General features: G+C 41.4%; 23 protein-coding genes. 18 read left to right on the top strand and 5 right to left on the bottom strand.

Annotated elements, in window-relative coordinates; all coding sequences use genetic code 11:
• The first annotated feature begins 67 nt into the window (after positions 1-67).
• Entirely contained in the window at positions 68-418 is a 351-nt protein-coding gene (locus PHEP_RS17250) for a VOC family protein (RefSeq protein WP_015809268.1), read from the top strand.
• 95 nt (positions 419-513) lie between these two features.
• On the top strand, positions 514-2,169 hold the full coding sequence (locus PHEP_RS17245; protein ID WP_015809267.1) for a hypothetical protein: 1,656 nt from the start codon (positions 514-516) through the stop codon (positions 2,167-2,169).
• A 48-nt stretch (positions 2,170-2,217) separates the two neighbouring features.
• Here the strand turns inward: PHEP_RS17245 and PHEP_RS17240 are convergent, their stop codons facing one another.
• The 4 genes from PHEP_RS17240 to PHEP_RS17225 form a co-directional block, all read right to left on the bottom strand.
• Positions 2,218-3,273: a hypothetical protein gene (locus PHEP_RS17240; RefSeq protein ID WP_015809266.1), complete on the bottom strand. Its 1,056-nt coding sequence runs from the start codon at positions 3,271-3,273 to the stop codon at positions 2,218-2,220.
• A gap of 105 nt (positions 3,274-3,378) precedes the next feature.
• On the bottom strand, positions 3,379-4,260 hold the full coding sequence (locus tag PHEP_RS17235) for an RsmD family RNA methyltransferase (protein WP_015809265.1): 882 nt from the start codon (positions 4,258-4,260) through the stop codon (positions 3,379-3,381).
• Between the two features lie 16 nt (positions 4,261-4,276).
• The gene (locus tag PHEP_RS17230; protein ID WP_015809264.1) at positions 4,277-5,029 is read right to left on the bottom strand and encodes an ABC transporter ATP-binding protein; all 753 of its coding nucleotides are present in this window, start codon (positions 5,027-5,029) and stop codon (positions 4,277-4,279) included.
• On the bottom strand, positions 5,026-5,760 hold the full coding sequence (locus PHEP_RS17225) for an MlaE family ABC transporter permease (RefSeq protein WP_015809263.1): 735 nt from the start codon (positions 5,758-5,760) through the stop codon (positions 5,026-5,028). Before PHEP_RS17225 ends, PHEP_RS17230 begins: the two co-directional genes overlap by 4 nt.
• Positions 5,761-5,922: 162 nt before the next feature.
• Between PHEP_RS17225 and PHEP_RS17220 the strand changes: the two genes are divergently transcribed.
• The 8 genes from PHEP_RS17220 to PHEP_RS17185 all read left to right on the top strand — a co-directional run bounded on the left by PHEP_RS17220 (position 5,923) and on the right by PHEP_RS17185 (position 13,289).
• Complete coding sequence (locus PHEP_RS17220) at positions 5,923-6,612, top strand: SDR family oxidoreductase (protein WP_015809262.1); 690 nt, start codon at positions 5,923-5,925, stop codon at positions 6,610-6,612.
• 22 nt (positions 6,613-6,634) lie between these two features.
• Positions 6,635-7,369, top strand: a complete 735-nt coding sequence (locus PHEP_RS21740; protein WP_015809261.1) for a PspC domain-containing protein — start codon at positions 6,635-6,637, stop codon at positions 7,367-7,369.
• Positions 7,370-7,371: 2 nt separating this feature from the next.
• On the top strand, positions 7,372-8,307 hold the full coding sequence (locus PHEP_RS17210; protein WP_015809260.1) for a LiaF transmembrane domain-containing protein: 936 nt from the start codon (positions 7,372-7,374) through the stop codon (positions 8,305-8,307).
• A complete protein-coding gene (locus PHEP_RS17205; protein ID WP_015809259.1) occupies positions 8,308-8,925 on the top strand; it encodes an RDD family protein in 618 nt (205 codons plus the stop codon). It abuts the gene before it with no gap.
• A 61-nt stretch (positions 8,926-8,986) separates the two neighbouring features.
• Positions 8,987-10,921 carry a (E)-4-hydroxy-3-methylbut-2-enyl-diphosphate synthase gene (gene ispG, locus PHEP_RS17200; RefSeq protein ID WP_015809258.1) on the top strand — a complete coding sequence of 645 codons (1,935 nt, stop codon included), beginning with the start codon at positions 8,987-8,989 and terminating at the stop codon, positions 10,919-10,921.
• 208 nt (positions 10,922-11,129) lie between these two features.
• Entirely contained in the window at positions 11,130-11,720 is a 591-nt protein-coding gene (locus PHEP_RS17195) for a TetR/AcrR family transcriptional regulator (RefSeq protein ID WP_015809257.1), read from the top strand.
• 35 nt (positions 11,721-11,755) lie between these two features.
• The gene (locus PHEP_RS17190; RefSeq protein ID WP_015809256.1) at positions 11,756-11,980 is read left to right on the top strand and encodes a hypothetical protein; all 225 of its coding nucleotides are present in this window, start codon (positions 11,756-11,758) and stop codon (positions 11,978-11,980) included.
• A gap of 46 nt (positions 11,981-12,026) precedes the next feature.
• Positions 12,027-13,289: an MFS transporter gene (locus PHEP_RS17185; RefSeq protein WP_015809255.1), complete on the top strand. Its 1,263-nt coding sequence runs from the start codon at positions 12,027-12,029 to the stop codon at positions 13,287-13,289.
• Here the strand turns inward: PHEP_RS17185 and PHEP_RS17180 are convergent.
• On the bottom strand, positions 13,279-14,100 hold the full coding sequence (locus PHEP_RS17180; protein WP_015809254.1) for an alpha/beta hydrolase family protein: 822 nt from the start codon (positions 14,098-14,100) through the stop codon (positions 13,279-13,281). The genes PHEP_RS17185 and PHEP_RS17180 overlap by 11 nt on opposite strands.
• Positions 14,101-14,271: 171 nt before the next feature.
• Between PHEP_RS17180 and hemA the strand changes: the two genes are divergently transcribed.
• From hemA to hemE, 8 genes are read left to right on the top strand one after another with little or no spacing between them, the layout of a single operon-like run.
• Positions 14,272-15,501 (top strand): glutamyl-tRNA reductase, encoded by a 1,230-nt coding sequence (hemA, locus tag PHEP_RS17175; protein WP_015809253.1) that lies wholly within the window; start codon positions 14,272-14,274, stop codon positions 15,499-15,501.
• A gap of 24 nt (positions 15,502-15,525) precedes the next feature.
• Entirely contained in the window at positions 15,526-17,106 is a 1,581-nt protein-coding gene (hemC, locus tag PHEP_RS17170) for a hydroxymethylbilane synthase (RefSeq protein ID WP_015809252.1), read from the top strand.
• A gap of 7 nt (positions 17,107-17,113) precedes the next feature.
• A complete protein-coding gene (hemB, locus tag PHEP_RS17165) occupies positions 17,114-18,082 on the top strand; it encodes a porphobilinogen synthase (protein WP_015809251.1) in 969 nt (322 codons plus the stop codon).
• A gap of 20 nt (positions 18,083-18,102) precedes the next feature.
• Positions 18,103-19,476 carry a glutamate-1-semialdehyde 2,1-aminomutase gene (gene hemL / locus PHEP_RS17160; RefSeq protein WP_015809250.1) on the top strand — a complete coding sequence of 458 codons (1,374 nt, stop codon included), beginning with the start codon at positions 18,103-18,105 and terminating at the stop codon, positions 19,474-19,476.
• Positions 19,477-19,508: 32 nt separating this feature from the next.
• On the top strand, positions 19,509-20,375 hold the full coding sequence (locus PHEP_RS17155) for a sensor histidine kinase (protein ID WP_036674225.1): 867 nt from the start codon (positions 19,509-19,511) through the stop codon (positions 20,373-20,375).
• A 2-nt stretch (positions 20,376-20,377) separates the two neighbouring features.
• Complete coding sequence (locus PHEP_RS17150) at positions 20,378-21,082, top strand: response regulator transcription factor (protein ID WP_015809248.1); 705 nt, start codon at positions 20,378-20,380, stop codon at positions 21,080-21,082.
• Entirely contained in the window at positions 21,082-21,597 is a 516-nt protein-coding gene (locus PHEP_RS17145) for a hypothetical protein (RefSeq protein ID WP_015809247.1), read from the top strand. The genes PHEP_RS17150 and PHEP_RS17145 overlap by 1 nt, the downstream gene beginning before the upstream one ends.
• Positions 21,598-21,622: 25 nt before the next feature.
• A complete protein-coding gene (gene hemE / locus PHEP_RS17140; RefSeq protein ID WP_015809246.1) occupies positions 21,623-22,645 on the top strand; it encodes a uroporphyrinogen decarboxylase in 1,023 nt (340 codons plus the stop codon).
• Positions 22,646-22,652 lie beyond the last annotated feature (7 nt).

The raw sequence follows: 22,652 nt of genomic DNA, 5'->3' as shown, positions 1-22,652 counted from the left end.
AGTAAATATAATCTACTGATAATTTAAGAAACGTAATCTTTATAATAAAGTATCCCTATCTTAGTTTATGGTCAAACGAATTGTAGCAAATCTTCATACAGAAAACATTGCCAAAGCCGAAGCCTTTTATAAAAATATACTAGGGCTTGAATGCTTAATGGATCACGGCTGGATTGCAACCTACGGAATTGAAAATCAAAAAATGACTGTTCAGGTCAGTTTTGCTTCCGAAGGTGGTTCAGGAACATTGACCCCAGACCTTTCAATTGAAGTGGATGATTTCGAAGAAACTTTAAACCGCACAAGGGAAGCGGGATTTGTTATTGAATACGGCCCCATAGTTGAGCCCTGGGGAGTAAAAAGATTTTATACCCGTGATCCTTTCGGCAAGCTCATTAATATTCTATGCCACGTCTAAAAGCCGTTCTTTCCGTATTTAACTCGTCAATTCCATACTCATTCTGTCCGACGTAACAACATTTTCAATTAAATAATCATCATTAGACAAATCTTATGAAAAAGCATATGCTCCTCATGTTTCTCTTAAACCATATATTGTTTACGCAGGCACAAGAAAGAAACTCGCCTGAGAATAATGTAGTGATCACATCGCAGGGGCAGACAACCCAGGTATATACCAACGAAAAACGGGAACTGACTGTCAATATATCGCCAAAAGATGTAGCTAAGTTCAAAGCTGCCGGCCTGGTTCGCTACAGTGATTTAGGTGCCAAAGGTGATGGAATAACGGATGACATTGATGTTATTGCCGCAACTCATGCATTTGCCAACCTGCAGGGCCTTCCGGTTAAAGCAGACGCTGGAGCCACCTACTATATTGGAGGGAAGGAGCGCACTGTGGTCATCCAAACTGGTACTGATTTCGGCACTGCGGCCTTCATTATTGATGATACCGAAGTGAAAAACCGTACTGCGGCTATTTTTACAGTAAGTTCAGACCTGAAACCCTTCAAACTTGCAACCATATCCTCAATTAAGCGAAACCAGCAAAAAATCGATCTGCCCCCCTTACCAGGTCGCTGTTTAATCTCGGTCACCAATTCCAATGTAAAACAATACATCAGGTTTGGGCTAAACCAGAATAATGGCTCTTCGCAAACCGACCTCTTTATTGTTGACAAAGACGGTAAGGTAGATATGAACGCACCAATCATCTGGGATTTTGAACAGGTTACAGATATCACCGCTCTGCCCATCGATGAAAATTTGCTGAAGATCACCGGAGGCAGTTTCACTACAATTGCCAATAAAGCCGAATCCAAGTCTACCTATTATAACCGCGGCATTGCGATCAGAAGATCTCATGTACTTGTTGAAGGGTTGAAACACTACATCGAAGGCGAAGGCGACCACGGTGCGCCTTATGGAGGCTTTATCAACATTGGTAACTGTGCTTATGTAACGGTAAAAAACACCATCCTAACCGGACACAAAACCTATAACACCATTGGTGCCGCCGGCAAACCTGTCTCAATGGGTACATATGATCTTTCCGTCAACCGTGCAGTTAATGTATCTTTTCTGAATTGCAGCCAAACCAATGACATCGACGACAACAAGTACTGGGGCATTTTAGGATCAAATTTCTGCAAAAACCTTGTTTACGATCATTGTACACTCTCCCGGTTTGATGCCCATCAGGGAGTTGCCAATGCCACCATCCGCAACTCAACCCTGGGACATATGGGGGTAAATGCCATAGGTAGTGGACTTCTGACAATCGAAAATTCGACCATTCGCGGCCGAAGCCTTGTTAACCTGCGTCCCGACTATGGCAGTACATGGCAGGGAGAACTTGTGGTCCGTAACTGTACTTTTGTACCGGCGGGCGGCAAACCCTTTAGTGCCTCTTTGATCAGCGGATCCTATTCAGGTCAGCATGATTTTGGCTATACGTGCTATATGCCGGAACGGATCACAATTGAAAATCTTCAAATAGACGATTCCAGTTATCCAGACAATTACCAGGGGCCGGCCATTTTCGCCAATTTCAATCCGCAAATGACAGACACTGCCTACCAGGAAAAGTTTCCCTATGTTAAAACTAAAGAGGTCATTCTCAGGAACATCACAACTACCAGTAAAAAAGTATTGAGGATCAGCGATAATCCTTTCATGTTCAGGGATGTTAGGGTCAAAACTAATTAGAAATACAATTATGAATGTAATTGTTCTAAAAGTAATGCACCTTTTTGCCTACTGATATTGAATATAAATTGGCACAGGCTTTAATTTCATCAGGTCTTCCGGTGTCATTAGCCTATTGGGTGCTTTTTTCAGGTCGTTTTTATAAAACAGTTTAAATCCGGTAAACTGTACCGGTTCCGAATAGATAAAGTGACGGTATGTGCCCTTTTTAAGTTCCGGTTCGCCCCATCCATCCATGTGCATTACAATTTGCACTTCCGGACGTAGTTTGATGTTCTGATAATTGGTTACCATTTTCTTGGTAAAACGGTGCACAGTAAATACTTTAGGTGGCAGATTGTATTTTTTCACTATATCCGCAAGGTATTGAGAAACATAATTGATATCTGCTGCATCATACGTACCGATCTTTTTTCCCGGAAGTGAACCATCTTTCATAGAAAACTCCGGATCTATCCCTAAATGAACATAAGGTAGTTGTAAATATTTTTCGATATGAGGAAGCTCTGCTTTAATACTGCTCAGTGCAACCTGCAAATCTAAAAATACAATGGTATTCGGACGCATTTTGGCTATTGCCAATACAGAATCGATTTGTGAGTTGGCCATACGGTTAATGTATTTGCCATCTTTTCCTGCTGTACCACTGGCCACAGCAGCAATATAATGCAGGCCTGCCTGTACAGGGGTACTGGGATCTACTTTTTCCCAGTGCTTAATTTCAACATTCAGCCTTTTCCACATTTCTTTAGGAGCGTATTCGCCCAGTGCTCCCATTTTTTTAGAATGGAGGTTTCCGTAATACACCACAATACGTTTAAAAGGAAGTATAGCACCTGCAAGGGGGTAAGGCTGGTTTTTTACAGGCCATTTGCCAGTAGTATCACCATTTGCCAGTTTTTTTAACAATGTATTATACTTAGCTGTATCAACCGGCACACGGGTATTCGTTTCTTCAACTGCCTCTTCAACCGCTACAGTATCACCAGAAGCCGTGATCTTTGTTTTTCCCGTCGCTTTTTTTGCGTCGGACGCACAGCTGGTAAATAGCCCTATTGTTGTTGCACTAATTAGGATAATGCCTGCCAGATGATTTAATTTCATAGAATGTAAGATTAAAATTATGCAAGTATACCATCTTTAAAAGGAATAAAAAAACAGCTGTAAAGGTATTCCATAAATTTATTTAATGTTTAATTACCGTAATAATCAGAAACTATTGAATTTACCGAAAACCCCAAGCGGTAGTTTAATGCCGGATGTGGCCTGTAAATACAGTTCGCCGGTTTCGAGGTTTTTAACCTGAGGAAAGGAGGTTTTAATTAAATTTTCAACAATCACAGATGAAAAGCCAAGCGAATAGGTGTTCAGGATTAAAAAGTGTTCCTGCTCATCCAGCAGTTGTACCACTTCCAGCATCATTTCCTGGATATGGTCTTCCAGTTTCCATTTTTCGCCATTTGGGCCGTGGCCAAATGCTGGAGGATCTAAAATGATTCCATTATATTTTTTGCCACGTTTAAGCTCTCTTTTTACAAATTTCAGGGCATCTTCAACTACCCACCTCACATCTTTCAGCTTAGAAAGTTCCTGATTTTCGTTTGCCCAGTTTACAACCTGTTTTATCGAGTCTACATGTGTGGTATCCGCACCGGCAGCTTTGGCAATTAAAGAGGCCGCACCGGTATAGGCAAAAAGGTTCAATACCTTAGGTACCGGAGTTTTAAATTTTTTAATAGAGGATGAGATATAGTCCCAGTTTACTGCCTGTTCGGGGAATACGCCGACGTGTTTAAACGAGGTAAGGCCCAAACGCAGGTTTATGGTTACGTCATTATTGGCATATTCTACATTCCACCTGTCAGGCAACTTTACCGAATTTTTGATCCACTCTCCTGAAGTGGCCGACCGACCCTTAAAGCGGATGTGAGTTTGTTTTTTCCATTCCTGATCAGACAATGTCTTTTTCCATACGGCCTGGGGCTCTGGCCTGGACAAGACCAAATTGCCAAAGCGTTCTAATTTTTCAAAATCACCACAATCAATTAACTCATAATCTTTCCAGTGTGTGGGGGTTAGCAGGCTTATCATAAAAATGGGGTATGTATTAAAATTTTCCTTTGGCAGCCTTCATAAAGCGGCTGGCAAAAACAAAGTCGTTTAGTTCCTGAACATCAGTATGGGCAATTTCTTTATTGGAACCTTCCCAGAATTTTTTACCCTCATGAAGAAAGAGGATGTAATCGCCGATTCCCATTACCGAGTTCATATCATGGGTAACTACAATTGTTGTGGTATTGTACTCTTCGGTTAGCTCCTTGATCAGTTCATCAATTACGATAGATGTTTTAGGATCAAGGCCGGAATTGGGCTCATCAACAAATAAATATTTTGGGTTCATCGCAATGGCACGGGCAATACCCACACGCTTTTTCATCCCTCCCGAAAGCTCTGCAGGAAAAAGTTTGTTCTTACCTTCCAGGTTTACCCTTTCCAGGCAAAAGTTTACCCTTTCCAGTTTTTCCTTACGGCTTTGTTCGGTAAACATATTTAAAGGGAACATGATGTTCTCTTCAACTGTCATGGAATCGAACAGGGCAGAACCCTGGAAAAGCATGCCAATCTCTTTCCTGATCTCGATCTTTTCTTCAAAGTTCATAGTGGTAAATTCGCGGCTATCATATTCTACACTACCTTCTTCGGGCTGGTGCAGGCCTATCATACACTTTAGCAGGGTGGTTTTACCAGATCCTGATCCGCCAATGATCAAGTTGGTTACTCCAGCTTCAAACTTGCCTGATATACCCTTGAGTACTTCGTTATCACCAAACGATTTATGGATATCTTTAATTTCGATCATAGCAATAACTGGGTTACAATGTAATCACAGGCCAGGATAGAGATACAGCTGACTACTACTGCCCTTGTACTGGCCTGTGCAACTTCCAAAGCGCCCCCTTTTACATAAAAACCTTCATAAGCGGGTACAGAGGTAATGATAAAACCAAAAACAAATGCCTTAACCAGGGCAACGGTAATGGTATAAGGATTGAAATCTGTGGTGATACCCTGGATATATTCGGCAGGGGATACCGCGCCGGATAAGGTACCACCAATATAACCACCGGTGATGCTTAAAAACATAGACATGATAACCAGTAAAGGTACCATAGTAATGCCTGCAATAATTTTAGGGAGGATGAGGTAACCTGGAGAATTGATGCCCATAATCTCTAAGGCATCGATCTGTTCACTTACCCGCATGGTCCCGATCTCGGAAGAAATGGCTGACCCGATTTTACCGGCAAGCACAATGGCACTGATGGTAGGGCTAAGCTCAAGTATACTGGAGTCGCGGTTTACAGAGCCAATAATCGTTTTAGGTATGAAATCGCTAACCAGCTGGAAAGCAATTTGTAACGTCATTACCGCGCCAATAAAAGTAGATATAATGGCAATCAGGCCTAAAGAGCCAACGCCGATAAAATCCATTTGTTTAAAAATGGCTTTCAGGTATATTTTAAATTTTTCAGGTCTTCTAAATACGGCCTTCAGTAAAAGGAGGTATCTGCCAAAATTGGTAAAATTCATTCAATGAAATATTAACTACAGTATTTACGCAATGTTCATACAAAGAAACAATAAAAAGTTGAAACCTTCACAAGCCGATATTTTTCTAACAAATCTTTTGTTGCTAAGTTTTAGGCTATGTCAGTTTTTTGTAATATTGTGGCTGATCAAACAAGTATAACAATGAATGCAATCATAACCGGAGCCACCAGGGGTATTGGAAAAGCCATTGCGCTTAAACTGGCAGAACATGGATATAACCTTGCCGTATGTTCAAGAAACAGCCAGGAGCTGGAAAAATTTGCTGAAGAGCTGAAACATACAGGGGCGCGCATCCTCACCGTTAAAGCAGATTGCAGTGTTAAAGCTGATGTATATGCCTTTTGCGATGCTGTGCGCGAACAATTTGGTACTGTGGATGTTTTAGTAAACAATGCAGGGACATATTTACCTGGGCTTTTGCTGGATGAAGCCGATGACAGGCTGGAAATACAGTTAAATTTAAACCTGAATGCTGCTTATTATTTGTCCAAATACTTTGGTAAAATGATGCGGGAACGAGCTTCAGGGCATATCTTTAACATCTGCTCTATTGCCTCAAAAGCTGTTGTAGAAAATGGGGGCAGTTATTCTGTAACTAAATCGGCCTTGCTTAGTCTTAATGATGTATTGAGAGAGGAATTATCAAAACACAACGTTAAAGTGACAGCGATATTACCCGGTTCTACATTAACTTCATCCTGGGAGGGAACAAAAATCCCGGCTGAACGTTTTGTACTACCAGAAGACATTGCCAGTAGCTTATACACTGTTTTAAACTTAAGTAAAGGTGTAAATGTTGATGAGATCGTTTTGAAGCCGGTACAGTTTTAAAAACAACAGGAGGGAAATTATCATGGAAAAGAGATTATTTAGAAATGAACACGACAAGGTAATTGCAGGCGTATCATCTGGTGTTGCCGAGTATATGGAGGTGGATGTGACCATTATCAGATTACTGTTTGTGCTTTCGACTATCTTCTTAGTGGGTACGGGAATTTTGGTTTATGTGATCATGTGGATCGTTGTGCCGGTAAATAATGATCCGGCAGCTCGCTTCTCAAAATTTAATGAGTTTTTTAAGGGGCAGCAAAACCCATTTCAGGCATCAAATCCGTTTGAGCCGCAAAAGAAAACAACAGAAAATACCGGGCCCTTTCAGAACCGGACTTCTTCAGGTATAAATGATACAGGTGTAGGTAATGAAAGTTTTGAGTCATGGAAAAAATCTGGTGATTTTAAACCTTACAAGAAAAATAACAATGAAACCGGACGTACCGTTGCAGGTTTGTTTTTGCTGGTTATAGGTGTATACTTTTTTATGGATGAGTTTGACTTGATCCCTTTTCATTTTCAGCTTACTAAGCTCTGGCCCCTGGTATTTGTAGCGATAGGTGCAAGTTTTATCATCAGGGCCAAAAATAAAAATGCCTGGGAAAACTGGAAAGAGCAAAATATGCAGCCCCAGGAAAATTCAGGAAACACAGCGGATGCGCCCGGTGCAAATGTAAATCCAGTACAACCTGAAGACCCAGATGCATCCGAAGGCAACACCGGAAGTAGTATTGATTTTACAAAAAAGGAAATATAGTTATGAAGCTGGACAGAATAATGTGGGGTATCATTCTGCTTTTTATTGGTGGAGTGCTTCTTTTGGAAAATTTCGGGATAATTAACTTTTACTGGTGGAGTGTGTGGCGTTTCTGGCCTATATTTCTTATCATCGCTGGTGTAAACATCCTTTTTAACAGAAATAAATCACAGATCGGGAGTATTGTATCTATCATTGTTTTGCTGATTACCCTAGTCCTGCTTTTTTTTAAGGGTCAGGAAGTACCTGCCCATAAAAAACGTGTATCGACAGAACAGCGTATAGACGGTGGTGATGGCGATATGGAAGATGTTGTGGAGCAGACCTTCAGTCAGCCCTACACCGATTCTGTACCTGCCAGAACCGTTCTGAACATATCAGGTGGCGGGACCTCTTTCGATCTAAAAGGCCATACAGATAGTCTGATTAGTGCTACTGTTCAGAGAAGAGGTGGGGCGTTCTCTTTAAAAAATGAATTTGCAGATAGTGTGCGTACTTTATCCTTTAAGATGAAGGGCAACAGCAGCTGGAATGTAGGTGATGGAGGTAACAATGTAGATTTAATGTTAAATACCCTGCCGGTTTGGGAAATTCATGTAAATATGGGAGCCGGAGAGGTTGATTTCGACCTCTCATCTTATAAAGTACGGGAATTTAGTTTTGATGGTGGTGCCGCTGCGCTGGATGTGAAACTCGGAAATACTTTACCCATTACCGATGTGAAAGTGAAAACTGGGATTGCCGATGTGAAAATAAACATCCCTATGGCATCCGGTTGCAGGATAAAAGCGAAGACAGGACTTTCTTCCAGGGCGTTTACCGGCTTTACCAAAAAAGCTGACGGTACTTTTGAAACCTCGAATTATAGCGCTTCGACTAATAAAATATTTATTAATCTTGACGGTGGATTGAGTAGCTTTGAGGTGAAAAGATATTAAGTGGATCCCAACGATAGTGAATATACTGTAGTCATCAATGGAAAGCCTGAGGGGCCGTATAGGCTAGATCAGTTAAAAATATTGCACATTGAGACCGGAACTTTTATCAGAAAGCCGGGTATGGACGATTATAAAGAAGCGCACGAGTTCCCGGAACTGCGTGCGCTTCTTGGGTTTACCTATCAACAAACCGCACCGCAGTATTTTGCTGCTTTCGATCAGCGGCTGCTGGCCTGTGTAATTGATTATTTTTTTATATTCACGGCATACGTGCTGCTGATCCTGGTCAGTTTTATTTTTGTGGAAGAAAAAACCCAGCGCATCATGATAGCCCTGTCGGGAAGCCCTTTAATTCTGGTTGCTAAATTCTTTTATGGCAGCATTACCGAGGCTTCTGAAAAACAGGCCGGACTTGGAAAACGCCTGATGAATATCAGGGTGACAGATTTAAATGGTAATCGCATCAGCTTAAACAGAGCTTATGCCCGCAACCTGGCTAAATTATTGTCAACAGCCCCTTTCTTTTTTGGATACCTTTATAGTTTCCTGAATAAAAAACTACAGTGTTTTCACGATATCGTATCGGATACTCTGGTGATAAAGGACAGGCTCATATAAGCGGTATCCTTAGCGTACAGTTATGATTTAATCTTTATCTTTGCAGCAGATTTTGATAGTCATGGAAGATACAGTATTATATTCAAGGTTTTTAACACGTGAAGTTGCCATAGGAGATGTCCCAATGGGTGGTTTAAACCCCATCCGTATTCAGTCTATGACTACTACAGATACCATGGATACCATAGGCACAGTGGAGCAGACCATCAGAATGGTGAATTCCGGTTGCGAATATGTACGGATTACTGCCCCAAGTATGAAAGAGGCAGAAAACCTGGCCAATATTAAAAAGGAACTGAGGTTAAGGGGATATAACGTGCCCCTCGTAGCTGATATACATTTTACCCCGAATGCAGCAGAAGCAGCAGCACGGATAGTAGAAAAGGTAAGGGTAAACCCAGGTAATTATGCCGATAAAAAACGCTTTGAAAATATTGAATATACCCATCAGGCTTATCAGGCTGAACTGGATCGCATCTATAAGAAATTTACACCTTTAGTAAAGATCTGTAAAGAATATGGTACAGCCATGCGCATTGGCACCAACCATGGCTCACTTTCCGACCGCATCATGAGCCATTATGGAGATACTCCCCGTGGCATGGTAGAATCGGCCATGGAGTTCATCCGTATGTGCGAAGACCTGAACTACTACAACCTGGTCATTTCTATGAAAGCCAGTAATACCCAGGTAATGGTACAGGCCTACAGGCTGTTGGTAGAAACTATGGTAAAAGAAGGTATGAATTATCCTTTGCACCTGGGAGTTACGGAGGCCGGTGACGGTGAAGACGGACGGATCAAATCGGCGGTGGGCATTGGTACCTTACTTGAAGATGGTCTTGGTGATACGATCAGGGTCTCTTTAACTGAAGATCCTGAATTTGAGGCACCTGTTGCCAAAGCACTGGCAATGAGATATGAAAAGCGTGCCCTTGATCTGTATGGAAAAATGCTGTTCAGTGAAACAAAAACCATTGTTCCCGGGCAGCTTCCTTACTCTCCTTTCGAATACCAGAGAAGAGTTACAGTTCCGGTACAGCACATTGGGGGACATTTTCACCCGGCGGTAATGCTGGATGTTAGCCATGAAAATTTAAAGGATCCTTACTTTCTGGCTGCTGTGGGTTATCAATACAGTGCCGGACTGGATAAGTACAATATGGCCGATCAGGCCTGTGATATAGTTTACCTGGGCGATCAACTGCCCTCATTTTCTTTTCCCGGAAACTTAAAGCAGGTATATAACTACAGTACCTGGCTTTCCCTAAAGGACAAAAACAACTGCCATCCTTTGCTTTCCTATGATGAATATCTGTCAGTGGAGCTTCATGATGAGCAATTAAACCTGGTTAAAATTACTGCTGAAAATGCGCTGCAGACCGATCTTTCTGCTTTAAAAGATAAAGTAGTACTCGTATTGGAAACTTCATCATTAAATGGAGTGGCTGCTCAACGGGCATTTTTCAATGCGCTGATAGAAAAAGGGCTGCAGATACCGGTTATCATTAAACGCAGTTATACTGCTGTTAATACCGATGACCTGATGTTATATGCTGCAACGGACATGGGTGCATTGTTAACGGACGGAATGGGGGACGGGGTGTGGATTGATGCTGATGCTTTGCTGGGTTTGTCTTTAATTAATGCTACCAGTTTCGGAATTTTGCAGGCCACACGTACCCGTATCTCTAAAACAGAATACATTTCATGTCCAAGCTGCGGAAGGACGTTGTTCGATTTACAGGAAACCACGCAGTTGATCCGTTCCCGTACTGACCATTTAAAGGGTATCAAGATTGGCATTATGGGCTGTATCGTAAATGGTCCTGGTGAAATGGCAGATGCAGATTATGGTTATGTAGGGACCGGACCCGATAAAATAACATTATACCGCGGTAAGGAAGTGGTGAAAAAGAATGTAAATGCTGCCCGGGCACTGGATGATTTGATCGATTTGATCAAGGAGGATGGAAATTGGGTTCAAAAAGTGTAAAAATAATCGTTTAATTTCCTTGCAAAACCATAATTATTCTTCATCCTGAAGTCCGATCCGGTTGCCTTCGCTGTCTGTGATCATAGCAATCGGTGATGTAAAACAAGGAATTGCAGGCAACTACAAAAAGCCAAATCTGCAAATAGGTGAAAATAAATTTTATAAATGAATGAATATTCATTTACATTTGTGCCGCAATTAAAATACTATGCGTGCAAGGGATATAAATAAAGTAGAACTGGTTAAACAAAAAGCAATAGAGCTATTAGTTGAGGTTGGTTTTGAGGGTTTTACAATGAATAAGCTTGCTAAGGCTTGCAAAATATCTGTGGCAACCTTATACATTTATTATCAGGACAAGGACGACCTGATCTTAAAGGTAGGTATAGAGGAAGTAGAACGGATGAGTGCGATTATGCTCGAAAACTTTGACCCTGAGAGTTCATTTGAAGAAGGATTAAAACAGCAGTGGAAAAACAGGGCGAAATGTTTGTTTGAAAACCCATGGTCCGCACAGATGATAGAACAGCTGCGTACTTCTACCTACCAGTTAAAGGTTTTAGAAGTTTTTGGGAAGAACTTTAAAGAACCTCTTGGTAAGTTTATGCACAATTCCATTGAAAGGGGAGAAATTGACCAAATGCCTTTTGAAACTTATTGGAGTATAGCTTTTGCGCCTTTGTATAACCTGATCAGGTTCCATAATGAGGGGCAGAGTTTAGGCGGAAAACCATTTGTGCTGACAGATGAAATTCTTTGGAAAACATTTGAGCTGGTAATTAAAGCTTTAAAAAAATAAATGGCCGCAAAGGCCGGAGAACTAAAACTACAATTATGGACATCAATATTGAACATATTTTGCTTTTTAAAACGGATATACGTACAGAAGGAGATAAACGCTATATCGGTAAGATCATGGAAGAATACCAGATTGATCAATGGACGGTCGATTTGCAGGATATAGACTGCGTACTGCGCATCGTATCACCTACCCTTAAGCGCGAAGAAGTGATTAAACTGGTTGCACAAAATGGCTACCATTGCGAAGAACTTATTTAACACATCTCTTAATTTTAAACAAAAACTGGTTTAACACTGATCAACAATGCAACAACCTCAAAAAAATATAGCCGAGCCTTTTAGTTCTTACCAACTGCTGGTTATTGCCTTGCTGGCTTTACTGCAGTTTACAATTGTACTGGACTTTATGGTACTTGCGCCACTTGGCGACTTTTTAATGAAATCGTTATCCATAAGCCCTAAAGGTTTTGGATTGGTCGTCTCTTCCTATGCTTTTAGTGCAGGTGCTTCAGGAATTATGGCTGCCGGTTTTGCCGATAAATTTGACCGTAAAAAGTTGCTGCTGTTTTTTTACAGCGGTTTTATTATAGGAACCTTGTGTTGTGCACTTGCCACCAATTACGAGATGCTACTTGGTGCAAGGATTGTAACCGGTTTATTTGGTGGTGTAATCGGCGCCATCTCTATGACAATCATTACAGATATTTTTGCCGTTCACCAACGTGGCAGAGTGATGGGGGTTGTGCAGATGGGTTTCGCTGCAAGCCAGGTACTGGGTATACCCATTGGTTTGTATTTTGCCAATATATGGGGCTGGCATTCTTCATTTCTGATGATTGTGATATTGGCAATAATGATCGCAATTGCAATTCTGATCAAGATAAAACCAATTGACAAGCATCTGGCCATACAATCAGACAAAAGCGCCTTCCTGCATTTGTGGCATGCGGTTTCTAACCGTTCCTATCAGACAGGATTTATTGCAACTGCATTTATGGGTGTTGGTGGTTTTATGTTAATGCCATTTGGAAGTGCTTATCTGATCAATAACATCAACATTACTGAAGCGCAACTGCCATTGGTATTTATGTTTACCGGCCTGGCTGCTGTTGTTGTAATGCCATTAATTGGAAAATTAAGTGATAAAGTAGACAAGTTTATGGTGTTTACTGGTGGGTCATTGCTTGCAGTGGTAATGATTCTGGTATACACTAACCTTAGTCCGGTTCCATTATGGCAGGTTATCGTGATCAATATGGTCTTATTTATGGGGGTGATGAGCAGGATGATTCCTGCAACTACACTTACGATGAGCATCCCTGACCTAAATGACAGGGGGGCTTTTATGAGTGTCAATGCTTCTATACAACAAATGGCCGGTGGTATTGCTGCGTTATGTGCTGGTTTGATCGTTACACAGAGAACAAAGAGTAGTCCACTGGAGCATTATGATACTTTAGGTATAGTGGTATCGGCACTTATACTTTTATGCATATTTTTGGTTTACCGTGTAAGTGTAATGGTGAAAAAGAAAGACGCTGTATTGAAAATCCCAGCTAAGCACTGATAAAGGCCAGGGTCTTTTCTGCAACTTCCTGCAAATGCATTGGTAGCTGATTGGCAGCATAAGGATGGGAAGCCCCATAAACATGGTTTGCGCCTTGAATTTTTTGTATTTTTGCCTTAAGCTGCTTTTGTGCCAGTTGTTGGGCAACACTAAATTTCACGTTTACATCTTCATCACCATGAAGAATAAGCCAGGGGATATGTATTTTTTTTGCTGCTCTTATGATGTCGACCTTTTCTTTGTTTTGATTAAAATCATCAAGCAGGGTGTTGTTTAATGGCATTTTTTCTTTTGTCCTGGCATTCTCTACAAAAATTTGTCCGGTTGCTGCCCATTCCTTTTCCTGTTCTTTTTTCCAGAGACTGGAGAAATCGGAAATGGCCGACCAGGTAATGAGTTTATGGATGCGGGTATCTTTTGCAGCCTGTATAATGGCCAGTCCACCACCCCTGCTGTGCCCTATCAGACTGATGGCAGCAGTTGGCCAGGTAGCCGCAACATAATCAATTACTGCATTAACATCGGTCAGTTCTTTGCTGATCGTATTGGCAGCAAAAGTTTCCATGTCCGTTACATCGTATTGATTTTGTGCGGTAACGCCACTGTGCGACAGGTTAAATTTGACATATCTGTAGCCTTTTGAGGCAAAAAAAGAAGCAACGAGGTTATGCGCCCCCCAGTCTTTAAAGCCTTTAAAGCCATGGATAAAAATTATAGTGTCCTGATTTGTGTTTTTATCGTCATAAGTACAATCGCCGTAAATGGTTTTTTGGGCTGCGCCACTTATTGAAAAAAGCTCTTTTATGATCATATCTATCTACATGTATGGTGTTTAGCTCATATAACAAAATTAAAATGCGGATGTTTAAGTTATCTTATTTATTTAAAATCTTTCTAAATAGCTCTTAATTACAGCATAATGACAGTGGAACAGCCTTGTCTTATTACTTTTGTTTCGCTAAAAATAACAGGATAATAAATTTTGGAATATTTAAAGATCATTGCTTTTACGCATAAACAGATTGACTTAAAATCCTTAGGTAAATTAGTGATATGTGAGCAGACATTAGACGACAGGTTGAGAAACATTCAATCCGAGTTAGGTGTTAAAGAAATATTCTATGTAGGAACGTGTAACCGGGTCGAATTCGTATTTACTTCTCCAAGTATTTTAGATAAAGATTTCATACTGCGGTTTTTAACGGTACTGGACATGGGGCTGCCCGCACAATATATGGAGCAGTTTATTGAAAACGTATCAGTTTATGAACAGGTTGATGCATTCAATCACCTGTTGCGGACCTCCTGCTCCCTTGAAAGCCTGGTTGTCGGAGAGAAAGAGATCCTGGCACAGATCCGCAAAGCTTATGAAGCTTGTCGTGTAGCCGGATTTACCGGTGATTATATGCGAATGATCATGAACCGGGTGGTCAAAACAGCCAAAGAAGTATATACCCATACCAATATTTCTAAGAATCCCGTCTCTATCGTTTCGCTTGCTTACCGCAAGCTGCGGGACCTTAAAATGTGTTCCAGTGAGGCCCGCCTGCTTATTGTTGGCGCAGGTGAAACCAACAAACTCCTGGCACAATACCTTAAAAAACACAAATATTCTAACTTTTCTGTTTTCAACAGGACCCTCAAAAATGCTGAAGCCCTGGCTAAAGAGCTAAATGGCAAAGCTTATCCACTTACAGCACTTGAAGATTATAAACAGGGATTTGATGTCATCATCACTTGTACAGGTGCCACCGAACCGATCATTACTGAGGAAATTTATACAAAATTACTGAATGGTGATACAGGTAAAAAGGTAATTGTTGACCTGGCCATTCCTAATGATACCGCTGCTGAAGTGGTTAAAAACTTCCCAATACACTACATAGAGGTTGAATCTCTGAAAGAGATTGCCCGAAAAAATATTCAGGAACGCTATGATGAACTGGTGAATGCCGAACACATCATCGAACAAAACATCAAAGATTTTGAACTGGTATTGCGCCAACGCAAAATTGAAATCGCGATGAGCTGCGTTCCGCAGAAAATTAAGGAAATCAAGCATACCGCTATCAATGGTGTTTTTGCTGATGAGATTGATAAGCTTGATGAAAATTCGAGGTTATTATTGGAAAAAGTGATGAATTACATGGAAAAAAAATACATCAGCGTTCCAATGGTTATGGCAAAGGAGATATTGGTAAAGAATAGCTAAATTTGCCAAAAAATTAGCATCAACGTGAAAAGACTTATTATAGGTACAAGAGGTAGCGACCTGGCTTTATGGCAAGCCAATTTCATTAAAGATAAATTAGCAGCTATCGGTGTTGAAGCTGAACTGAAGATCATCAAAACCCAGGGCGACAAAATTTTAAATCTGAGGCTCGACAAGCTTGAAGGTAAGGGGTTTTTTACGAAAGAACTGGAAGAAGAACTTCTGGGTGGTACCATCGATATTGCTGTACATTCCCATAAAGATTTACCGACGGTACATCCTGCAGGCTTAACCATTGCTGCGGTAACTGAAAGGGAAGACCCATCTGAGCTGTTGCTGATCCTTAAAGATTGTGTCAGCATCAATCATAAGCTGTCGCTGAAAAAGGGGGCTATGGTTGGAACTTCATCCAACAGGCGCAAAGCCCAGTTACTGGCGCTTCGGCCTGATTTAAATATTGAAGATTTAAGGGGCAACGTACCTACCCGCATACAAAAGTTAAGGGACGAGGATTACGATGCCATTCTACTGGCAAGAGCCGGGGTAAACCGTTTGAATATTGACCTTTCTGAATTCCATGTTGAGGTAGTAGATACTACTGAACTGGTTCCAGCTCCTGCACAGGGCGCGCTTGCCATTCAGATCAGGGAAAATGAAAATGAGCTTTTTGATATTCTGCAGCAAATAAACCATTCCGAAACTGCCGAAGAAATAGCCATTGAACGTAAAGTGCTGAACCTGTTTGAAGGAGGCTGTCATATGCCTTTAGGCTGTTATTGCAAAAAAGAAGACGGACAATATGAAGTCTGGACATCAAAGGCCGAAACGGATGAAGACTTTCCTGACCGCTTGTTTTACAGGGTAGAAAAACTGGACGGGCTGGCTGAAAAAATTGTTGCCAAATTTAGTGCTGACAGGAAATTTCCGGCTAAAGTTTTTATTTCCCGCGAAGTAGGAGAGCATAATTATTTTAGAAAAGCACTTGAAAAACACCATATAGCAATAGAGGACAGATCGCTGATCCGTACTTTCCCGATCGTAACGGTACTGGATCCATTTTATTTGAAACACATAGACTGGATCTTTTTCAGCAGCAGGAACAGTGTTGATTATTTCTTTAACCTGAAACCCATGTTGCCTAAGCATGTTAAGTTTGGAGTGGCAGGACGTGGCTCTGAAGATTCGCTAAGAAGAACTGGTCATTTGGCCGACTATGTAGGTGAAGGCGGGGATATAGACGAAGTAGCAGAATTATTTGCAGAAGAGGTATCGGGTAAGACGGTATTATTTCCCAGGGCACAGGATTCTTTATTAAGTATCCAGAAAGCCTTAAAACCGGATACCAAGGTGATTGACCTGCCGATTTATGAGACCGTTATTGAAGAAGATATAGACCAGACTTATGCGGATGTGCTGATATTTACCAGCCCATCTAATGTAGACGCGTATTTTGTTGACAATTTATTGGAACCAGGACAGCGGGTAATTGCAATCGGAAATTCTACAGCCAAAAAGTTTGAGGAGATGGGGGTAGATTGTATTTTACCTTATTCTCCGGATGAAATCGGTTTAGCTGAAGCTGTTTTCGGGATAGATATAAAATAATATACTTATGTTACAACGTCCACGTAGATTAAGAAAAAATCCGGTTGTGAGAGAAATGGTAGCTGAAACCCGGTTAACCAAAGACCAGTTCATCTATCCATACTTTATTGTACCTGGTAAAGATGTGGTCCGTCCGCTGGATGCGATGCCCGGCATCAGTCATTTTTCTGAAGATACATTGGTAAGAGATGTGGAGAAAGGACTAAAGCTGGGTGTAAACAAAATTATGCTGTTTGGTGTGGGTGATGAGAAAAGTGAAAATGCGGCGGCAGCTTATCACGACCATTCTTTGGTACCTTCTGCTGTCCGTATGTTAAAAAAGAACTTTGGTGATGACCTTTACGTGGTAACGGATGTTTGTGTTTGTTCTTATACTACCCACGGACATTGCGGCATTTTAAGGGATGAGTATGTGCAGAATGACGAAACAGTGGAGGTTATAGCCAGAATGGGGCTAACCCATGCCCAGGCTGGTGCCGATATGCTGGCTCCATCGGATATGATGGATGGGCGGGTAGCTGCAATGAGAACTGTACTGGATGGAGCGGGTTACGTAAATACTGCCATTATGTCTCACGCTACCAAATTTGCCTCAGCTTATTACGGACCTTTCAGAGAGGCAGCCGATTGTGCTCCGGGCAAGGGCGACAGGAAAGCTTACCAGATGGATTTCAGGAATGGTCATGAAGCACTTAGGGAAGCTTTGCTGGATGAAAGCGAGGGTGCTGATGTGTTGATGGTGAAACCGGCACTGGCGTATATGGATGTGATCCAGAACCTGAAACAACATACTGATCTGCCGATTGCCTGTTACAATGTATCCGGAGAATATTCGATGGTTAAAGCTGCTGCGCAAAAAGGCTGGATAGATGAGCAAAAAGTAGTGATGGAAACTATGTATGGCTTTGCACGTGCAGGTGCAAGTATCATCACCACCTATCACATTAGGGATATGGTTGAAAAGAATTGGATATAGCGAGTTATAAAGCATAAATAATGTTAGAATCTTTAAAAAAAATGTTTTCCGGAAATGAAGGCGAAGTGCCTGTAAATACAGGCAGTAAACCGGATATTTCCAGAGAAAAGTCGGCAGAACTCTATGAAAAGGCGAAAAACTATTTCCCAGGTGGGGTAAACTCTCCGGTAAGGGCTTTTAAATCGGTTCACGGTACGCCCCTCTTTATTCAAAAAGGAGATGGTTGCTTCGTTTGGGATGCAGACGGCAATCAGTTTATAGATTTTTGCGGTAGCTGGGGGCCATTGATCTTAGGTCACAATCACCCTAAAGTAAGAGAAAAAGTTACTGAAGTGATGCAGAACGGAATGAGCTTCGGTGCACCTACGGCATTGGAAAATGAGCTGGCCGAACTGATTATAAAAAATAACAGATTTGTAGAAAAAATCCGTTTTACAAGCTCTGGTACTGAAGCGGTCATGTCGGCTATCCGTTTGGCCCGGGGTTTTACTGGCAGGGACAAAATTATCAAGTTTGATGGTTGTTACCATGGCCATAGTGATTCCTTATTGGTAAAGGCGGGATCAGGACTGGTAACTTTTGGTGAAACCTCATCAGCTGGTGTGCCGAAAGCATTTGCACAGGAAACAATAGTTTTGCCTTTAAATGATGTTGAAGCATTGAAACAGGCTTTTGAACAGTTTAAAGATGAGGTTGCCGCTGTAATCATTGAAGGTATACCAGCCAACAATGGTTTACTGATGCAGGACCAGGCTTACCTGGAATTCCTGCAGAATTTATGTAAAGCGCATAAATCCTTATTGATATTTGATGAAGTGATAACGGGTTTCAGATTGGGTTTTGAAGGTGCTGCAGCACATTATGGACTTAAACCGGATATTGTTACTTATGGCAAGATCATCGGCGGCGGACTACCGGTTGGTATGTATGGTGCATCTGCCGAAATTATGGCACACATTTCTCCTGACGGCGGAGTTTACCAGGCAGGTACCCTTTCCGGAAACCCGATAGCCATGGCAGCAGGGATTGCCCAGTTAACTGAATTGTTAAAATCGGGTTTTTACAAAGAACTGAACAATAAGGCTACAGAATTCGCAGAAAGTTTACAACGTTTTGCCACAGCAAGGAATTATAAAGTAAAAGTATTTCATGTGGGTTCTATTTTCTGGATTGCCTTTACCGATAAAGATAAGATCCAACGTGCTGATGATATAGAACACAGCAGCATGGAAAAATTTAAAATGATGCACAGAGAGTTGCTGAACAGGGGGATTTATCTGGGCCCCTCAGGCTATGAAGTTGGTTTCGTTTCTGCTGCGCACACAAAGATAGAGCTGGAAAAGGCAAAAAGGGCAATATTTGACAGCCTTGATGTTGTTTTCAGGAACAAGTAAATAATGGTATATTAGCTAAAACACTGGTAATCTTGAAGAAGTCGATTGTTATATTTTATTTCATGCTGTTGTACGCTTTAGTGCAATTGATCTCCTGGGGAACGCTGGTTGTTCGGCTGGAACCTGCCAGAATGGCAATGGTGATGGGCGAAGGGTCGGTGTTTTTATTTTTACTATGTATAGGGGCTTATTTTTTACACCAGTCTATCAAAAAAGAAGAGCGTCTGCGTGAACAGCAGCAAAATTTTTTGCTCTCTGTAACGCATGAGTTAAAATCACCTTTGGCTGCTATAAAATTATCAATTCAAACCATCATCAAACGTGACCTTGATAAGGCGCGGCAGACGTCCTTACTGAGCAATTCTTTAAAAGATATTGAACGTTTGGACGACCTGGTAGAAAACATGTTATTGGCTACAAAGATAGAAAACCGCTCTTATTCCTTCCCTAAAGAGGAATTTGACTTCTCGGAGTTGGTTACCAAAATCACTGACAGGCTGCAGGTCCATTCCTGCGGATGTGAACAGTTGATTACACCGGTTATCAAACCAGGAATAAAGGTGATGGGCGATCAGTTTGCACTCTCGTCGGTAGTGACCAACCTGGTCGAAAATGCAGTAAAGTATTCGGGTCCCTGCGCTGATGTGGCGGTTGAACTGACAGAAAAAGACGGCCATCCTTTTTTAAGGGTAGCTGACAAAGGGCCTGGTATTCCCGACAGTGAAAAGATGCTGATTTTCGATAAATTTTACCGGGTTGGTGATGAGAATGTCAGAAAATCAAAAGGAACGGGTTTAGGCCTGTTTATTGTTAAGGAAGTATTACAAAGCCACGACGCTGATATCAGCGTTAGAGATAACGTACCGCAAGGTGCTATTTTTGAAATAACATTTAGTTGATTATGCAACAGAAATTAAGAATACTGCTGGTTGAAGATGAAGATCACTTATTGGATGCCATAAAATTGAACCTTGAGCTTGAAGGTTATAAAGTACATGCCGTAAAAGATGGTAAAACTGCGTTGAAAGTTTTTAAAGAAGAACGCTTTAATCTCATCATTCTGGATGTAATGCTCCCTGAAATGGACGGTTTCCAGGTATGTGAAACCATCAGGCTGGAAAATACAGAAGTACCCATTCTTTTTTTAACGGCTAAAAATACCAGCGAAGACAGGGTAATGGGCCTGAAAAAAGGTGCCGATGATTACCTGGTAAAACCTTTTAACCTGGAAGAACTGATCCTGAGGGTTGGTATCCTGGTAAAACGCAGTATGAAAGCGGATGACTTAAAAGAAATCAATTCCTATAAAATTGGCGACAAAACCATTTATTTCAATTCATTTGAACTGAAACAGGATGATGGGGTGATTGTACCTCTGACCAAAAAAGAGACCATGCTTTTAAAACTGCTGATTGAGCGTAAAAATGAGGCCGTGTCCCGCGAGCAGATTTTAGAGACCGTATGGAACTATGATGTTTATCCATCTACAAGAACTATAGATAACTTTATTCTGACGTTCCGCAAGTATTTTGAACCCGATCAGAAAAACCCTGTTTATTTTCACTCCATCAGAGGTGTAGGCTATAAGTTCACAGATATTCACTAATGTATAATTCAAAAGGCAGGTATGCCCTGATGGCGCTTTTTGCCATCGCAGCTTTGGTATGCCTTTTTTATGTTCAATATCAGCTGGCTGCACTGGCCGGCTTTTTGTTTGCCTTTGTAATATGGAGCCATTTTAAGCACAGTTCCATTTTACTGGCCTCAAAACATTTTAAGAACGGTAATTATGTACGTGCCGAAGCTTTGCTGGCAGAGGTACCAAACCCCGACAGACTTGCCAGAAACAGACGTGGATATTATGAATTTATGCGGGCCAATATTGCTCTAAAAAAGGAAGATTATGAACTGGCCGAACATCATTTTCAGATTGCCAGCCGCTTTCCGCTGGGTGGAAAAAACGACAAAGCTTTTGTACTGATCCATCTGGCCAACCTGGCTTTAAGAAAAAAGGACAAGGAACGCTGTACCGCATATTTGAGCAAAGCCAGGGAATTGGCTATAACTTCCAAATCGCAGGATATTATCAATAAAATAGAAAAAGAAGCATACAGCTTATAAAAAAATAGAAGACAAATCAGAACACATGAACACGTTATTTTTAGATGCAGCATTTTCAAAGCAAACAGAACGCCCACCAGTGTGGATGATGCGCCAGGCTGGCCGTTTTATGCCGGAGTATTGGGAAATTAAAAACAAATACTCTTTTCTGGAGATGTGCAAAACACCGGAAATTGCTGCTGATGTAACGATGCTTCCGGTTGATTTGCTTGGGATTGATGCCGCTATTTTGTTTTCGGACATCCTGGTAACAGGTGAAGCTATGGGTGGAGACCTGAGCTTTACGCAAGGTATAGGCCCTAAATTTGCTAACCCGGTGCGTACACTTAAAGATGTGGAGGCTTTAGAAGTAGATGTGCTCGACAGGCTGCAATATGTGGCTGATGCGATCAAAGTGATCCAGCAACGTTTAAATGGTAGTATTCCTTTAATTGGTTTCGCCGGAGCACCATTTACAGTAATGAGCTACCTCGTTGAAGGTGGTTCTTCCAAAGATTTTAAGCTGACCAAATTGCTGATGCACAACCAGCCGGAAGTAGCACATAAACTATTGGCTAAAATTGCTAAGGTTACTGCCGATTACCTGAACCTGCAAATTGCAGCAGGTGTAAATGCCATTCAGATCTTTGACAGTTGGGCATTGGCCCTGTCATGGAACGATTATCAGGAATTTTCGCACCGCTACATCCAGGAAATTATTGCCAACCTGAACAGAAAAGACATCCCAGTGATCTCTTTCTGCAAAGGCAGTTCGGTATTTGCCCCGATTATGGCTGAAGCTAAACCAGATGTGATTTCGGTAGACTGGAACGCGGATCTTTTAAATATTAAAAACAGTTTGCCTGCAGGTATCGCTGTACAGGGTAACCTTGATCCGCATATTTTATATGCGGATAAACCTGTCATTAAAAAAGAAATCCTCAGACTATTTGAGCGCATGCGCGGACAAAACGGTTTTATTTTTAACTTAGGTCATGGTATTATGCCTGATATTCCTTTCGACAACGTAAAATATGCAATAGAAGTAATTAAGGAGTTTAAATACTAAGTTTACT

The organism is Pedobacter heparinus DSM 2366 (assembly GCF_000023825.1).
GTDB classification, from domain to species: Bacteria; Bacteroidota; Bacteroidia; order Sphingobacteriales; family Sphingobacteriaceae; genus Pedobacter; species Pedobacter heparinus.
This window is presented reverse-complemented; position numbering and strand designations above follow the sequence as displayed.

Bases quoted from the DNA above. Each gene is read 5' to 3' on its own strand.
- PHEP_RS17250 (WP_015809268.1), top strand. From the start codon at position 68: ATGGTCAAACGAATTGTAGCAAATCTTCATACAGAAAACATTGCCAAA.
- PHEP_RS17245 (WP_015809267.1), top strand. From the start codon at position 514: ATGAAAAAGCATATGCTCCTCATGTTTCTCTTAAACCATATATTGTTT.
- PHEP_RS17240 (WP_015809266.1), bottom strand. From the start codon at position 3,273: ATGAAATTAAATCATCTGGCAGGCATTATCCTAATTAGTGCAACAACA.
- PHEP_RS17235 (WP_015809265.1), bottom strand. From the start codon at position 4,260: ATGATAAGCCTGCTAACCCCCACACACTGGAAAGATTATGAGTTAATT.
- PHEP_RS17230 (WP_015809264.1), bottom strand. From the start codon at position 5,029: ATGATCGAAATTAAAGATATCCATAAATCGTTTGGTGATAACGAAGTA.
- PHEP_RS17225 (WP_015809263.1), bottom strand. From the start codon at position 5,760: ATGAATTTTACCAATTTTGGCAGATACCTCCTTTTACTGAAGGCCGTA.
- PHEP_RS17220 (WP_015809262.1), top strand. From the start codon at position 5,923: ATGAATGCAATCATAACCGGAGCCACCAGGGGTATTGGAAAAGCCATT.
- PHEP_RS21740 (WP_015809261.1), top strand. From the start codon at position 6,635: ATGGAAAAGAGATTATTTAGAAATGAACACGACAAGGTAATTGCAGGC.
- PHEP_RS17210 (WP_015809260.1), top strand. From the start codon at position 7,372: ATGAAGCTGGACAGAATAATGTGGGGTATCATTCTGCTTTTTATTGGT.
- ispG (WP_015809258.1), top strand. From the start codon at position 8,987: ATGGAAGATACAGTATTATATTCAAGGTTTTTAACACGTGAAGTTGCC.
- PHEP_RS17195 (WP_015809257.1), top strand. From the start codon at position 11,130: ATGCGTGCAAGGGATATAAATAAAGTAGAACTGGTTAAACAAAAAGCA.
- PHEP_RS17190 (WP_015809256.1), top strand. From the start codon at position 11,756: ATGGACATCAATATTGAACATATTTTGCTTTTTAAAACGGATATACGT.
- PHEP_RS17185 (WP_015809255.1), top strand. From the start codon at position 12,027: ATGCAACAACCTCAAAAAAATATAGCCGAGCCTTTTAGTTCTTACCAA.
- PHEP_RS17180 (WP_015809254.1), bottom strand. From the start codon at position 14,100: ATGATCATAAAAGAGCTTTTTTCAATAAGTGGCGCAGCCCAAAAAACC.
- hemB (WP_015809251.1), top strand. From the start codon at position 17,114: ATGTTACAACGTCCACGTAGATTAAGAAAAAATCCGGTTGTGAGAGAA.
- hemL (WP_015809250.1), top strand. From the start codon at position 18,103: ATGTTAGAATCTTTAAAAAAAATGTTTTCCGGAAATGAAGGCGAAGTG.
- PHEP_RS17150 (WP_015809248.1), top strand. From the start codon at position 20,378: ATGCAACAGAAATTAAGAATACTGCTGGTTGAAGATGAAGATCACTTA.
- PHEP_RS17145 (WP_015809247.1), top strand. From the start codon at position 21,082: ATGTATAATTCAAAAGGCAGGTATGCCCTGATGGCGCTTTTTGCCATC.
- hemE (WP_015809246.1), top strand. From the start codon at position 21,623: ATGAACACGTTATTTTTAGATGCAGCATTTTCAAAGCAAACAGAACGC.